Source organism: Hymenobacter cavernae, from assembly GCF_014641455.1.
In the GTDB taxonomy this organism is placed as follows: domain Bacteria; phylum Bacteroidota; class Bacteroidia; order Cytophagales; family Hymenobacteraceae; genus Hymenobacter; species Hymenobacter cavernae.
The window spans coordinates 139,757-153,239 of sequence record NZ_BMHT01000006.1; the positions used below are offsets into that span (position 1 = coordinate 139,757).

General features: G+C 56.1%; 15 protein-coding genes and 1 tRNA gene. 9 read left to right on the top strand and 7 right to left on the bottom strand.

Annotated elements, in window-relative coordinates; all coding sequences use genetic code 11:
• The first annotated feature begins 19 nt into the window (after positions 1–19).
• The 6 genes from IEX74_RS16565 (at position 20) to IEX74_RS16590 (ending at position 4,252) form a co-directional block, all read left to right on the top strand.
• Positions 20–808, top strand: coding sequence for an SAM hydrolase/SAM-dependent halogenase family protein (locus IEX74_RS16565; protein ID WP_188815132.1), 789 nt, complete (start codon positions 20–22; stop codon positions 806–808).
• 129 nt (positions 809–937) lie between these two features.
• Positions 938–1,258, top strand: a complete 321-nt coding sequence (locus IEX74_RS16570) for a putative quinol monooxygenase (RefSeq protein ID WP_188815133.1) — start codon at positions 938–940, stop codon at positions 1,256–1,258.
• An 11-nt stretch (positions 1,259–1,269) separates the two neighbouring features.
• The gene (hscB, locus tag IEX74_RS16575; RefSeq protein ID WP_188815134.1) at positions 1,270–1,806 is read left to right on the top strand and encodes a Fe-S protein assembly co-chaperone HscB; all 537 of its coding nucleotides are present in this window, start codon (positions 1,270–1,272) and stop codon (positions 1,804–1,806) included.
• 18 nt (positions 1,807–1,824) lie between these two features.
• Positions 1,825–1,906: transfer RNA gene (locus IEX74_RS16580), tRNA-Leu, on the top strand.
• A 439-nt stretch (positions 1,907–2,345) separates the two neighbouring features.
• Complete coding sequence (locus IEX74_RS16585) at positions 2,346–3,581, top strand: Fic family protein (RefSeq protein ID WP_188815135.1); 1,236 nt, start codon at positions 2,346–2,348, stop codon at positions 3,579–3,581.
• A 41-nt stretch (positions 3,582–3,622) separates the two neighbouring features.
• Entirely contained in the window at positions 3,623–4,252 is a 630-nt protein-coding gene (locus tag IEX74_RS16590; protein WP_188815136.1) for a hypothetical protein, read from the top strand.
• Between the two features lie 52 nt (positions 4,253–4,304).
• On the opposite strand, the gene IEX74_RS16595 is transcribed toward IEX74_RS16590, so the two are convergent.
• The 4 genes from IEX74_RS16595 to IEX74_RS16605 form a co-directional block, all read right to left on the bottom strand.
• Entirely contained in the window at positions 4,305–4,412 is a 108-nt protein-coding gene (locus IEX74_RS16595; RefSeq protein WP_229755338.1) for a recombinase family protein, read from the bottom strand.
• Between the two features lie 12 nt (positions 4,413–4,424).
• Positions 4,425–4,778, bottom strand: coding sequence for a TRADD-N-associated membrane domain-containing protein (locus IEX74_RS23525; RefSeq protein WP_373285589.1), 354 nt, complete (start codon positions 4,776–4,778; stop codon positions 4,425–4,427).
• Between the two features lie 6 nt (positions 4,779–4,784).
• Entirely contained in the window at positions 4,785–5,114 is a 330-nt protein-coding gene (locus IEX74_RS16600) for a hypothetical protein (protein WP_188815137.1), read from the bottom strand.
• A gap of 224 nt (positions 5,115–5,338) precedes the next feature.
• On the bottom strand, positions 5,339–5,800 hold the full coding sequence (locus IEX74_RS16605) for a hypothetical protein (RefSeq protein WP_188815138.1): 462 nt from the start codon (positions 5,798–5,800) through the stop codon (positions 5,339–5,341).
• Positions 5,801–6,412: 612 nt separating this feature from the next.
• Between IEX74_RS16605 and IEX74_RS16610 the strand changes: the two genes are divergently transcribed.
• Positions 6,413–8,194 carry a T9SS type A sorting domain-containing protein gene (locus IEX74_RS16610; protein WP_188815139.1) on the top strand — a complete coding sequence of 594 codons (1,782 nt, stop codon included), beginning with the start codon at positions 6,413–6,415 and terminating at the stop codon, positions 8,192–8,194.
• Between the two features lies 1 nt (position 8,195).
• Here the strand turns inward: IEX74_RS16610 and IEX74_RS16615 are convergent, their stop codons facing one another.
• Positions 8,196–8,558, bottom strand: coding sequence for a YegP family protein (locus IEX74_RS16615; RefSeq protein WP_188815140.1), 363 nt, complete (start codon positions 8,556–8,558; stop codon positions 8,196–8,198).
• A gap of 510 nt (positions 8,559–9,068) precedes the next feature.
• Here IEX74_RS16615 and IEX74_RS16620 point away from each other — a divergent pair.
• The gene (locus IEX74_RS16620) at positions 9,069–9,428 is read left to right on the top strand and encodes a hypothetical protein (protein WP_188815141.1); all 360 of its coding nucleotides are present in this window, start codon (positions 9,069–9,071) and stop codon (positions 9,426–9,428) included.
• Between the two features lie 23 nt (positions 9,429–9,451).
• The gene (locus tag IEX74_RS16625; RefSeq protein ID WP_188815142.1) at positions 9,452–10,342 is read left to right on the top strand and encodes a PAS domain-containing protein; all 891 of its coding nucleotides are present in this window, start codon (positions 9,452–9,454) and stop codon (positions 10,340–10,342) included.
• 138 nt (positions 10,343–10,480) lie between these two features.
• On the opposite strand, the gene IEX74_RS16630 is transcribed toward IEX74_RS16625, so the two are convergent.
• Together IEX74_RS16630 and IEX74_RS16635 are read right to left on the bottom strand one after the other, a co-directional pair.
• Positions 10,481–11,404, bottom strand: coding sequence for a DUF6929 family protein (locus tag IEX74_RS16630; protein ID WP_188815143.1), 924 nt, complete (start codon positions 11,402–11,404; stop codon positions 10,481–10,483).
• A gap of 41 nt (positions 11,405–11,445) precedes the next feature.
• Positions 11,446–13,440 (bottom strand): RICIN domain-containing protein, encoded by a 1,995-nt coding sequence (locus IEX74_RS16635; protein ID WP_229755339.1) that lies wholly within the window; start codon positions 13,438–13,440, stop codon positions 11,446–11,448.
• Between the last annotated feature and the right edge of the window lie 43 nt (positions 13,441–13,483).

The following is a 13,483-nucleotide window of genomic DNA, read 5'->3' on the forward strand; positions in this document are numbered from 1 at the left end:
AAGAATCTCAATTTCCGGCATGGGGCTGATTACTTTTCTGTCTGACTTCGGCTACCGCGACCATTACGTGGCCGCCGTCAAAGCCCGACTGTTCCAACTGGCGCCGACGCAACCGGTGCTGGACATTACCCATGCCATTGAACCCTTCAACATCGCTCACGCTCTATACGTTCTAAATGCGGTGTTTCGGGATTTTCCAATTGGCACCGTACACCTGCTAGGTGTCAACGATTATGGCAGCGCCCAGCCGAGCTGGCACGCGGCGCTTTTCGAAGGGCACTACTTTGTAGGAGCCGACAATGGACTGGTGGCCCTGCTCACCGACGGCTCGCCCGAAGAGCTGGTGCGCCTGCCCGCAGCGCCCACGCCCTCTCCTACTCGCGACGTGCTGGCGCCTGCCGCCGTGCACCTCGCCCAAGGGGGCCTGCTCGCCGACCTAGGTTCCATCACCACCGAGCTGTACCAGAAAGTAAATCGGCAGCTGCGCCTGCAAGACAACCGCATCACGGGCCATGTCGTGCACGTCGACCACTACGGCAATCTCATCACCAACATCAGCCGCACTGCCGTGGAAGTTATCGGCCGCGGCCGCCCCTGCTCAATTCATTTCGCTCGCGAAACCGTCCGCGACATTGCCCTTCACTTCCAGGCCGCCGACCCCGGCGATGCCGTCTGCATCTTCAACAGCCAGGATGTGCTGTGCATTGGCATCAACCAGGGTAATGCCGCCGAACTGCTAGGTCTCTACTTCGATTCGCAGGTTGATGTGCGCTTTCCGGTGGAAGTAGAAGCCAACGTAAAAAGCTAGGTTACCGGCTCTGCGTAACTCAATGTATAACAGGTGTTTGTAATTGTTTATATATTATGTTAAGTAATGTAAGACAGACTGTCAGTCTGCGAAAAACTCCGTTTTATTAGTCTTCACTTCGCTAAAGCAATGATACTAAGAGTTGTGCGAATGACCTTCCGCCCCGACGCTGTAGCGGATTTCCTGCGCATATTCGGAGCATCGGAAGAAAAAATCCGGCAGGTGCCCGGCTGCCGGCACCTGGAGCTTTGGCAGGACGTCGACCAGCCCCAGGTTTATTGCACCTACAGCCACTGGGACTCCGTGGCTGCGCTGGATGACTATCGGCGCTCGGCCTTGTTTGGAGAGGTATGGCCCGCGACGAAAGCGTTATTTATGGCGCCTCCCCTAGCTTTTTCCGTACAGCAGGTTATTCCTAATGAAGCCGGCCCTGTTGCTTCGCTTGGATAACGTATCTATTTATGACTCCGAACTACTTCGAATTCTACGATCTGCCCGAAACCTTCCAGCTCGATGAGGCTGCGCTAAAGCGGCAGTACTACGCCCTCAGCCGCCAATACCACCCCGATTTTCACGCCACCGAAACCCCAGAGCGGCAGCAGGAAATCCTGAACCTAGCTACGCTCAACACCAACGCCTACCGCACCCTCTCCGACTCTGACCTACGCATGGCCTATATTTTGGGCCTGCATGGTATGCTGGAAGAAGGAAAACAGGAGCTTCCCCCAGATTTTTTAATGGAGGTGATGGAGCTGAATGAACAGCTGATGGAGCTAGAGTTTGAGCCCGACCCGGAGGCGGCGCAACGCGTTGAGAATGAAGTAAACGCCCTCTCCGAAACGCTTGATGCCGGCATTGAGCCGGTGCTGGCCGGCTACCCCGGTTTGCCCGTGGATGTGCGCCCCCAAGCCCTCCAACAAATCCGTACTTATTATTTGAAACGGCGTTATCTCTTGCGAATTCGGGAAAGCCTCGCTAAGTTTGCCACCCGTTCCTGAGTCGTAGGAACGAGACAAGCCCAGATGGCGGAATCGGTAGACGCGTTGGTCTCAAACACCAATATCGAAAGATGTGCCGGTTCGACCCCGGCTCTGGGTACTAGAATACAATTACAAGAAGCCTGAAAAGCTGCAAATCTGGTAACAGAAGCGGTTTTTCAGGCTTCTTGCATTCTAGCCTTTCGAGATTTATTTCGGCGTTGGTCGAAGCGGGGACAGTAGGAACGCGCCACGGCGCGTTCGTCGTAGGCCGTCGATGCTGGCGCCGCTTAGCACCTACTCTGAGCACGTCGCCCGGACAAGAACGCGCCGTGGCGCGTTCTTACTTCACCTCCGCCCTTATTTCTACCTGTGGCCGGACTTGCGCGCTGCCAAGTGTGCTGCCAATATCCAAATGTCCTTCACATTCTAAGGAGGTGAGACTGGGCCTTTCTCGTACTTGATATCGGAATACAGCGTCAACATATCATTATTTCTTATTGACATACTGACTATTACACATCGGAAATAGTGTCGGAATATGCTTGTACGTTTGTGTTATGAATTCCCCTATTGCCTTATATCGTGACTCCTCAGCTCTTACGCCTCTCAAACCTAGCTCGTGGCCACCGGAGGTGCGGGAGCTAGCCTTGCAGATCCGGGAAGCGGCGGCGCGGCTATCGGGCAGCCTGCACCCGCTAACGGCGGCGGCCATTGCCGATTTCCTGCGGCCGGCTAACAGCTACTATTCCAACCTGATTGAAGGGCACGACACCCACCCGCTGGACATTGCCCGTGCTCTACAGGAAGACTACGCCGCCGATAGCCGTAACCGCTCCCTGCAACTGGAAGCCCGGGCTCATATTCAGGTACACGCCCAACTGCCAGCACTGCTGGCACAAGCCGACGGCAACCCTTACACCAAGCACTTCTGGCGGGCCGTGCATCAGGAGTTCTATGCCCATTTGCCCGAGGAGTTCCGCTGGACGACCAGCCTGGAGGGCAACCGTCTGGAAGTGGTGCCGGGCGAACTACGCACCAGCGAGGTGCGCGTGGGGCGACATGTGGCCCCGGCTGCTGAGGCACTTCCCTCCTTTTTGCAGCGACTGGAAGAAGGCTATCAGCCTCGCTACGAGCACGACCGGCTGGCGCGGGTAGCTCAGATTGCGGCGGCTCACCACCGCCTGGCGTGGGTACACCCTTTCCTGGACGGCAATGGGCGGGTGACGCGCCTGTTCAGTGACGCGGCGTTTCGGGCCGAAGGACTGGATGCCGGCGGGTTGTGGTCGATGTCGCGAGGACTGGCCCGGAGTGAAACCGCCTACAAGCGGACGTTGGCTGCTGCCGATGCCCAGCGCGAAAACGACTACGATGGGCGGGGCAATCTGTCGGAGCGACAGCTGGTGGCGTTCTGCAAGTTCTTCCTGGAAGTAGCCCTGGATCAGATTACCTACATGACCAGCGTACTCGCCATCGACGACATGCTGAGCCGGCTCCGGGGCCTGGCGCAGCTGCTCACGCTCCGGCGCAAGTGGCGACCAGAAACCTACTACGTGCTGGAAGCGGTATTTCTAAAAGGCAGTATTCCGCGGCGGGAGGTGGAGCGCCTGACTGGCTTATCGGATAAAACCGCTAAGGCGCTGGCGCAGCAACTTTTACAGGCCGGATTGCTTGCCACCAACCCCGCCGACCATTTGGCGCCTTATCGCGCTGCCTACCCCATTGTCTTCGCTCCCGCCTTGTTTCCTGGTTTGTACCCAGCCGGCAAAGAAGTGGATATGCTGAACGCGCAATAAGCAACCGTGGACTTGGTGCCGAAAACCTGTAGCTTCCCGTTATGATGGCGCAATTCGCTCACCTGTATCCTTTCGGTCAACTCCGCTACTCCCAAAGCACCTTCCTCGAACTGGTCACTGATACCGAAGTGCACCGCATCGACTTCGGTGGGAAGCTCAATTTTCGCTTACAGCGTGGCACCTATGGCCCCGTCTCCTTCCACGATGAGCATCATCCTTTACTAAACGGCGTCCAAGGTCCTTCAACAACCTTGCTTGCCCGGCCATCTCCTCATCTTATCGCCAATCCGGCCGCACTGCTAGCCGACATCCGTCAAGAGCTTCGGACACAAGCCGGCGAGTGGCACGATTTCGTGCGTGGCTCTTGGGCTATGTGGTGGCAGCGCCTGCTGGCGCACAATATAGTCCCTAACCTGACGCGCACAGGTGGTATAATTCTAGAGAACGTTCCCATTCACGTAGCTCAGGCCGTTGCTGAAATTTGTACACATCATAGGGTTGAGACTTATTATCATCTACCAACCGAACAACAGTTTACTCACACAGCACCATCTTATAAGCTCTTACTTATCGGCCGCAACTACGTCATTGCCCAAGAGTTTTTTGTCAGCACGTTGTATGGGAATCCATCGGCAAAACTGCCCCCAAGGTTCTTAAAGAAACCTAGGTAGTAAAACAATGCTAGAAGGCTTTGCAGCCCTATCATACATCGGTGAACACCTTTTATATGATACCGTGATGCTCGGCAGATTCTCGGAGTTGGTGCAGTTGATTCTCGGTGTCCTGCCCTTTGTTCTTCGTCGACACCCGCGCATAGATGGCTACTCGCATGTACAATGCTCGTTATTCGTTAGAATCTGAAGCTAAATACTGATTTATACCCCTCGTTAATTGCCGTGTAATTAATGATTGAACCTTTATTTTTTCTTGCTCAGGCATCGATTCACTTATTTTTAAAGCAAGGCTAATATTCTGCGTTATCACTAATTTACTATGATACTTACTCATTTGCATTATAGTCTTATTATATAAATAAAAAAATACTGCTGATATAAATTCACTTATAATCCCTGCTATTATCGCTTTGTACCCAGAATTTATTCTATCAAAGTACATAAGCACAACGCCAACAATGATAATAGAGAAGGCTATAACAGAACAAAAAACAGTGATATTGAAGCTTCTGCCTGCCTGTATTTGAGTCTAATAATAATACTGATCTATATGCTTGAACTTGATTTTGATAAGCTTGTTGAAAAAATCCTCTTCTATATTCTCTTGCAAAGCTTTGTACTCGTTCTTTGCTTCTTCGTATTCATTTTTATTTTCTTTTATAGTACTACCAGAATCAGCAATAGCATGAAATCCTAGAAATGCAATAGAAAATAAAGCTATAAGAAACAGAAATGTGTACAATGTATAAATAGTAATTTCCGCTCCATTCGGAGTGGATGCTGACAGCATCGCGATAATAGTAGATGGAAAGAACGCCCACTTTAAACTATTTTTAACATTAGATATAAATCTTTTCATGCTGTCTGACTGCTAGTAAGATGAGTTGTGTGGCTATGCTTTAAAGCTACCTAAATCCCTCCAACAAACGGTCAGTTTCTGGCTGGCTTTATACCTAACTAAAACGACCCGAAAACACAGGTTTTCCGGGTCGTTCTTAGATATAGTTTTTTGAAGAGAACCAAACGTTCTTAGTCACAAACGCAGGAATCTTGAGCCTTTAGCTAACCTAGCAACTCGCCTACCTACGCCGCTTGCAGCTCCGCTTCGAAGTAGCAATCCCAATAGCCGTTATCGAGCCTATAGACGTTGACACGGTAGAGCAGGCCGGTGCGCGGGTGGCGCTCTTTTACTTGGCCGCGCCAGATGATTGTGTGGGGGTGCGTGTTGTAGGCGGGCTGCACCGGCTGCCCAATGGTATACGCGAAGCGAGAAGGCGTGAAGCTAGGTTCAGGGTCAGCTTCCGCATCGGGTACGGGCTCTTCTGCGGCGGCAGTGGGCGTAGCGGGGGCACTACACGCTTCATCGTGCCAGGCTAGCGGCTCGCCACAGCTGGGGCACAGCGAAGCGTCAGCGTCTTCAGCATAGGTTGAGGTTTCATCAACGTAGTCCTGCGTGTTGAAGTCGTCAAACTCTTCAGCTTGCGTGGGGTCAAGAACGATGGTTTGCGGGGTATTTTTTCTGGTAGCCATTTCTACATAGCTCATGATTTCAAGCTAAATTAAATAGCACTAACGGGTTTAGCAAATTAGCTATCGGCAATAATGTTTTGGCTATAGCATATAAATCATTAACTAATAGATGCTTATAGCCAAACGTTTTTCTCCTTCCACTTATGCCGCAAACGCTTCTTAACGCCACCTGTGCGACGGAGTAAGCGAAGCTAGTTTTGCAGAATGTGCGGGGTACTTGCGCTATTGTAGCGATAGGAAAACCGGAAGCTTATCACGCTGTGGATAAGGCTGATTATTGAAAAAAGAATATCTATTTTCCATTTATAACGTAAAAGCCATATTGTAATTAATTCCAATTTCTAGAGCTTATCGTTATTACGTAATGCTGCAATTCGCCTCCTCTCTACTGGCCTAGCTTTTTACTCGCGACGCAAGGCCGTTGCAAGGATTCTTTTTAACTGGCTGGCTCCTCTACCACACACCTAAACCTAGGTTACCTCAGCGCTCGACGGCAAAGTGCCCCTGCTCACTGTGGCGACAAACGGCTTTACGCGTGACAAAGCCGCCGCTCTACGCTGACTTGCCTGAGCTTGGCCGCAGCTTCTTTTTTGCACAAAATAATCCACTTTCTTTTCCTGTCTGTGCATGCAACACACTTCTACTTTCTTCGGTGTGCGCCTGTTGCTTCTGCTGCTATTTGCCCTCACTAGCCTGCTGGCGCAAGCCCAGGCGCCCACCTGGCAAACGGCTGTAACCTCCATCAAACCAGACGATAACACCCGCTCCAAAGCTTTTTCGGTTGCCACCGACGCGCAAGGCAACGTGTATCTGGCGGGCAGCTTTGATCATACCATCCACCTAGGCAGCCTGGTGCTAACCAGCCGCGGTTTCAGCGACGTATTTGTGGCGAAATGGAGCCCCGCCACCGGCTCCTTCGTGTGGGCTCAGCAAGCGGGCGGCGCAACCGAAGACGAGGCTGTGGCTATAGCCGTGCAGGGCACGAGTGTGTATGTGGCCGGTAACTTTCAAAGCGCCACGGCTTACTTCGGCCCCACGGTTCTGATGAATGCTTTGCCGGACAACTTCGGTTCGGATGTCTTTGTGGCCAAGCTCACGGACGAAGGCACGACAGGCCACTTCAATTGGGCAAAGTCGGCGGGTGGAACGGGCTCCGATGTGGCGACGAGCCTGGCCGTGCGTGGCACCAGCGTGTACGTAGCGGGCAGCTTTAGCAGCACCGATGCCGGCTTTGGCACCACCATCCTAGGGGCGGTTGGTGTGCTGGATGGGTTCGTGGCGCAGCTCACCGACCTAGGTTCGGCGGCTAACTTTGCATGGGCGCAGCAAGTGAGCGGCACGGGGTTCGAAGGCGTGAATGCCCTCGCCGTGCAGGACTCGCATGTGTACGTGGCCGGTTATTTCACCAGCGCTACGGCGCACCTAGGTAGCCTCCGGCTGGCGAATGCCGGCAACGGCTCCAACGACGTATTTGTGGCCAAGCTCATCGACCCGACGATTGTCACGCGTACGGCCGGCGCCGCTGGCAATCCTGATTTTGTGTGGGCGCAACGTGCCGGGGGCGCTTCGAGCGATTTTGTGTATGGCTTAGCGGTGCAAGGCCCCAGCGTGTACATCGCAGGCTCTTTCATAGGAGCTACTACCACTTTCGGCAACATTACCCTGCCCAATGCCAGCACCACCGGCACCAGCGACGTGTTTGTCGCCAAACTCACGGATGAGCTGACCGCTGCCAATTTCATGTGGGCCCAACGGGCAGGCGGCGTGGGCAATGATGGCGCCCGCGACGTGGCCATCCAAGGGGCGGGCGTGTATGTGGCCGGCGACTTCGACAGCCCGACCGCCAGCTTCGGCAGCACCACCCTGAGCAATACCGACCCTAGCTATGGGTCCTATCGTAACCTGTTCGTAGCCAAGCTCCATGACGGCGTAAGTGCCGGCACCTTCACCTGGGCGCAGCAAGCGGGCACCAGCGCCGGCGATGACCGGGTGCAGAAAATGGCGCTGCACGGCCCCACGGTGTACGTGACGGGCTACTTCTCCGGCCTCACCGCCTGCTTTGGTAATCTGACGCTCGTGGGTCGGCCGTTCGCCCCGGCTGCTTACCTGGCTTCCCTCTCCGATGATGGCGTGCTGACGGCTTCGCAACCGGATCAGGCGCCGGAAATTGAGCTTTACCCCAACCCTGCGCACACCCTGACCACAGTGCGGGTTCCCAAGACCTTGTCGTCGCGGAACGCTGGCCAAGTGCAAGTGCTGAATGCCCTGGGGCAAGTGGTGCGCACGGCGCGCCTTTCGCCTGCCCTCGGCGAAGCGGTGCTGGATGTAACAGTCATGTCTCCAGGGGTTTACCTTTTGCAGATACCTACCGCTACTGGCCGGGCAAGCCGCCGCCTGGTGGTCGAGTAGGCTACGACAGCGTATCCATCTCTAGCGACATAATGGAACCTAGGTACATCACCGGCGCCAGCGGCGCCAGGGCCAGCACCTGCTCAATGGCTTGTTCGCGCTCGGCATCGGTTTCGTAGAAAGCACCGTGTGCGATGGTTTCGTGGGTGCCATCGTGAATGCGGAAGCTATAGGCAAACGGCGCATCTGAGCGGATGATATAATGCATTTGGCAATGCGCCCGAATATTCATAATGCCAACGTAGCAGCCCGGCTGAAAAAAGTAAGGATACCCCGTAAGCAGGACCTCGGCGTACTGATTGCGCAAGTGAAAATGGTAGAGTGTATCCGTTCCGCGAAAAATTTCAAAGTGTGACTCAAGCATAGATAAGCAATAGAATGACTGTAGTAGGGCAGCAGCAAAGAAGAATAAGTATCTTATAATGCAATAATTATATATTACTATGTCTTCAGACAAGCCAACCCATTCGCTGTGCTTGCTCAATCATCTTGTAAGCTGACCAGCAAGCACAGCGCAAAAGTGCTACCAATAATCCGGGCAAATACGAAGTAGAAGCTTGACCGGATTTTCGGCGAGGGCGACTTTTTTCATTTTTTTAGAAAAACAGTACCGCGCTTCCGAAAGAGCCAGCCACATATCCTAGTAAATCAGCAGGTTACTTTGACTGCTCAGCATTAACTCGCGCCCGAAAAAATTTCAGACCTAGGTCCTAGCCGCCGGCATCATCGGATGTTCATATGCGGATGGTATGCTTGCTGAATCACGGCTGCTGGCCGGGGCAAGAGAAGCAGACTTACCCCAAACAGCAGGCTGTGTGTTGCCGGCAAACCGTTAAATTTGCAGCCGCTTCTGCTGCTTTGTCCCTGCCTCCTCATGTCCGATTTCCTCTTTGATGTCAATTTGCAGCAGCTGCCCGATGATTATCTGACGGGCGACTGGCACGTGGCAGATCGGGTGCTGAACCGTAGCAATCCGGATAGCACCCTGGCGCGGGCCACGTACTTTCATCTGCAACCCGGCACGCTGCAAGTACAGGCGCCCCAGCAAGAGGAAACGGGCAAGTGGAACGTGCAGCGGGATGCGCTTCTGAACCGGCCTTATCTGGAGCTATATCTTACGCAGGAGCAAACGCGGGCCCTTATCACGCGTCTGCGCCGCTCCGCCGACGGCCGGCAGAGCCAGTTAAACTTATATTTTCAGTCGGGAATGGAAATGCAGCTTACCCGCGTGTAGTTCTTATTCCGCTTCGCTTTGTTATGATAAATGCTACGCACCTAGCCGGCGACAGTCAGCCGAACCCGGCCACCGACCGGTTCCGCTTCCTGGCCGAGCTGATTCCGCAGCTGGTCTGGATTACGGACCCCACCGGGTACCACACTTATTTCAACCAGCGCTGGATCGACTTTACGGGCTACACGCTGGCCGATAGTGTCGGGGCCAACATGTGGAACAACCTGCTGCACCCCGATGACCGCCAGCGGGCCCGGACGCGGTGGGAACACTCGCTGAAGACCGGCGATTTTTACGAAATAGAGTACCGGTTTCTATCGAAGGACGGCTCTTACCGCTGGTTTCTGGGGCAGGCCCTCCCCCAGCGCAACGCCGACGGTCAGATTGAGGAGTGGTTTGGCACCTGCACGTATATCGAAGACCAGAAGCAGGCGCAGCTGGAGCTGGCGCGGGTCAGCCAGGATTTTACGACCCTGGCCAATACGATTCCGCAGCTCGCTTGGATGGCTAGCGCCGCGGGCGAGCTTACCTGGTTTAACAAGCGCTGGTACGACTACACGGGCACTACGCTGGAAGTTATCCGCCAAGATTGGCGCCAGGTTCACCATCCCGACCACCTACAGCGTGTGATGGAAGGCCTTACCCGCTCGTTCCACTCGGGCGAGCCGTGGGAAGACACGTTTCCGATCCGCAGCAAAACCGGTGAGTACCGCTGGTTTCTGAGCCGGGCCTTGCCCGTCCGCAACCACCTAGGTCAGATCATCCATTGGTGCGGCACTCACACCGACATCACCGAGCAGAAAAAGCTTCAGGAACAGCTGGAGCGCTCCTATGCCGACCTAGAAGTGAAAGTAACCTTCCGCACGCTGGAGCTGGAGCGCGAAGTGCAGGAGCTTCGGCAGCAGCTAGGCAAGTAGCTACCGACGGTCATGCTGAGTTGGTCGAAGCATCTCTACCGCCAAAGTATATTACTTACTCTTACCGTAGAGATGCTTCAACCAGCTCAGCATGATCGTTCTTTTATGTACTATCTGTATATCCTAAGTAGCTCAGGCTCACACCACGGCTTCCACAATCAGGGCCGTCGAGCCGCCCGCGTCATCGTCGGTCACGAGCAGCAGCTCGTAGTGCCCAGGGCCTACTTTCCAGCGCACGGCCACACTTTCTACCTTACCGCGGTAGGGCCTGCCACCCGGTAGCGCGAGCTGCGTAAGCTGCAAGGCTACGGGAGAGGTATTTATAGAAGAAGTAGTTAATGGCAGCAGCCCCACAAAGCTACCGAGCACCGCGCCATCGGCTATGGCATCGGCGGTGTCTTCCACGGAGGCGGTAACGAACAGCTTGTCTTCAAACACCGTAGCGCCGGAAAACCCGGCAGGCTTGCCATTGATAGTAGGTAGCTGGTAAAATTGCCGACTTACTTCGGGCACTTGCGTCCGGCGATGGCGCAGGTAATCCAGGGTAGCCGCCAAGGGCAGGTGAAAAACCAGATTTCCGGCCGTCGAGCCCACGGTTCGCTGGAACAGCAGCAGCTCGGTGGCCGTGGCCGCGGCGGCTTCCAGGTTCAGGGTGATTCCGGCAGGCAGGCTAGGTCGCAGGGCGGCGTACAGCCCCGCCAACGACACCGGATATACCGCGGCGGCCGATTTCGCATCGGGCGCCAAGGTTACCCAAAAGCCGTTTTCCCGCGCCGGCGTTGCTCCGGAGCCTAGCACCAGCAGGTTGGTTTCGCCGGGCGGGCCGGGCACCAGCGTCATGCATTCTAGGTCCGGCTTGAGATTCTTCGGAATCCGGCCGCTGCTAAAATGCGCCGTTTCGAACAGCGTAACCGGTGCGCCGGCCGCAAATGAATGCACATCAAGGCAATACAGAAACGGCGAATCGTCGCCGATGATGTAGGCCATATCGCCCACCACTTCCACTCCCGAAGCTGATGGCAGATTGGGCAGGTCGAGTTGGCGCAGGATGGTAGCTTTCATGGCGCGTCTGGTTCTAAGCAAAAGCTAGGTTTCGAACCTGGCTATTGCTTCGTAATCGTGAATTCTACGCGGCGATTGAGGCGGCGGGTTTCCTCTTTCTCGTTGCTGGCGCGGGGCTTGGTGCCGCCGTAGCCGATTACACTGATGCGGTTTTCGGCGATGCCGCGGGTGATAAGGTAGCGCCGCACCTCGGCCACGCGGTCCTCAGAAAGCTTCTGGTTGAGCGCCGGATTGCCTTGGTTGTCGGTATGGCCTTCCAGCCGGATGTTCACGCTCGGGTTGTCGGCCAGGGTGCGGGCCAGGCGATTCAGCTCGCCGTAAGAACCCGGCAGCAAGGCGTATTTCCCTTGGGCAAAGATGAGCGTCGGCAGCTCCAGACTAGAGCCCACGCTGGCCGGCACCAGCAGCAGGTCGCGGTTGAGCGAACCTACCATCGTGACGGTGTCGGTGGCGGTGAGGAAGCCGGGGCTGGTGGCCGCCAACCGATACTGACCCGGCGGCAGCGTGAACTGGAAGCTGCCACCCGTGGCCTCTGTCCGCGCCGTAGCATTGAAAGCCAAGTCGCTGCCTAAGCGCGTCACTTTCACCTCTGTCACAATGGGCTGGCGGGTTTTGGCATTCAGCACATGCCCCGTGAGCAGCGTGCGCGCAGCCACTTGCGGATCGACGGGCGCGGCGGGCGGTATCGTATCAACGGGCGCCAGACCGGCCACCGCCCGAAACAGATCGGTGGGTGCATTCGCCGTACGGCCGGAGGCAAAATACGCCTGCTTGCCGTCGGGCGTGAGGCTGAGGTAGGCATCGAAACCGGGCCCGTTCACGGGAGCACCTAGGTTGCGCGGCTCGGTCCAGTTGGTCCAGGTGTCATCGAGGCGGGTGCTCACGAAGATGTCAGCGCTGCCGTAGCCGGCGTGGCCATAGGAGGAAAAGTACAGCGTTTTGCCATCAGGAGCCAGCCAAGGCGCAAACTCGAAGCCCGGCGAGTTCACAATCCGACCTAGGTTAGTTGGCTCCGACCAGGCGCCGCCCGCCGAGGCACGGCTCACGTAAAGGTCGTTATTGCCGTAGGAGTCGGAGCGCTCCAGGGAAAGCAGCAGAATCTTCTCATCGGGCGTTGCAAAAAAATCTGTAGCCGTACCGGTGGAGTAGTAATTGGCGATTTGCAGCCGCTGCGGGTGCGAGCCTTTGGCCAGGTTGCGCGGCACCTTCGACACGCCTTCGTCGCGGAAGCTGCCGTCGCGCTCGTATGTGCCACGCACCAGCAGCGTCCGGCCGTTGTCGGTAATAGCCATTACACCATTGTGTTGCGACGTGTTAAGAGCATCCAGGCGGGTTGGGGCGGCCCAGGTGCGACCATCCGCCGACGTGCTCAGCCAGCTGTCGCCCGATTCGGTATTGCCTTCCGTGTTGCCGTCGTACTTGGTGCGCACCAGGTAGAGCGTACGGCCATCGGGGGCCAGCACAGGCTTTAGTTCGCTGCCGGCGGGCGTATTCACCGTCGCGAGTGGCTCGGGCGTGCCGAAGCCGGGCTGCTTAGGATCTAGGTTGAGGTGGAGCTTAAACAAGCGCCACTGCTGAGTGGCGCGGTTAGCCGCGTGCTGGGCTACTACGGGCGTGCCGTTGGCTTTGTCGGCGGCGGCCAGGGAGGCGCAGCGCTCGGTGCCGCGGTTCAGCAGCTGCAAGCTCCCGATGGGCCCGCCCGAGGTAAGCGCCCACTGCTGGTAAAAGCTGCCCGACCACGGCCGTTGCACCAGCGGCGAGTTTTCCTCGTTTTTCTCCACGGTCAGGCAGGCGCCACTGTGCTTGGCCTCGATGCGAAAGTACACGCTGCCCGGCGCCACGCGCACAAAGCGCCACTGCTGGCTGGGAGCCTGCGTAAACTCCCACTGCACCGTGGCCGCACCCGGCTCGGTGGAGGAATTGGCCACGTCGAGCGAGCGGCCGCTGCCACGGGCAATAATGCCGTAGTACGAATTCTCGTCGGGGAGGAAGGCAGGCTGCTGGGCTCGGAGCGGCCCGGAGCCTAGCCCTAGCATCAGAAGCGAAAAAATCAGAAGGCGAAACGACAAATCATTCATG

Excerpts from the sequence above, each read along its gene's own strand:
- IEX74_RS16565 (WP_188815132.1), top strand. The coding sequence starts at position 20 with ATGGGGCTGATTACTTTTCTGTCTGACTTCGGCTACCGCGACCATTAC.
- IEX74_RS16570 (WP_188815133.1), top strand. The coding sequence starts at position 938 with ATGATACTAAGAGTTGTGCGAATGACCTTCCGCCCCGACGCTGTAGCG.
- hscB (WP_188815134.1), top strand. The coding sequence starts at position 1,270 with ATGACTCCGAACTACTTCGAATTCTACGATCTGCCCGAAACCTTCCAG.
- IEX74_RS16585 (WP_188815135.1), top strand. The coding sequence starts at position 2,346 with ATGAATTCCCCTATTGCCTTATATCGTGACTCCTCAGCTCTTACGCCT.
- IEX74_RS16590 (WP_188815136.1), top strand. The coding sequence starts at position 3,623 with ATGATGGCGCAATTCGCTCACCTGTATCCTTTCGGTCAACTCCGCTAC.
- IEX74_RS16595 (WP_229755338.1), bottom strand. The coding sequence starts at position 4,412 with ATGCGAGTAGCCATCTATGCGCGGGTGTCGACGAAGAACAAAGGGCAG.
- IEX74_RS16600 (WP_188815137.1), bottom strand. The coding sequence starts at position 5,114 with ATGAAAAGATTTATATCTAATGTTAAAAATAGTTTAAAGTGGGCGTTC.
- IEX74_RS16605 (WP_188815138.1), bottom strand. The coding sequence starts at position 5,800 with ATGAGCTATGTAGAAATGGCTACCAGAAAAAATACCCCGCAAACCATC.
- IEX74_RS16610 (WP_188815139.1), top strand. The coding sequence starts at position 6,413 with ATGCAACACACTTCTACTTTCTTCGGTGTGCGCCTGTTGCTTCTGCTG.
- IEX74_RS16615 (WP_188815140.1), bottom strand. The coding sequence starts at position 8,558 with ATGCTTGAGTCACACTTTGAAATTTTTCGCGGAACGGATACACTCTAC.
- IEX74_RS16620 (WP_188815141.1), top strand. The coding sequence starts at position 9,069 with ATGTCCGATTTCCTCTTTGATGTCAATTTGCAGCAGCTGCCCGATGAT.
- IEX74_RS16625 (WP_188815142.1), top strand. The coding sequence starts at position 9,452 with ATGATAAATGCTACGCACCTAGCCGGCGACAGTCAGCCGAACCCGGCC.
- IEX74_RS16630 (WP_188815143.1), bottom strand. The coding sequence starts at position 11,404 with ATGAAAGCTACCATCCTGCGCCAACTCGACCTGCCCAATCTGCCATCA.
- IEX74_RS16635 (WP_229755339.1), bottom strand. The coding sequence starts at position 13,440 with ATGCTAGGGCTAGGCTCCGGGCCGCTCCGAGCCCAGCAGCCTGCCTTC.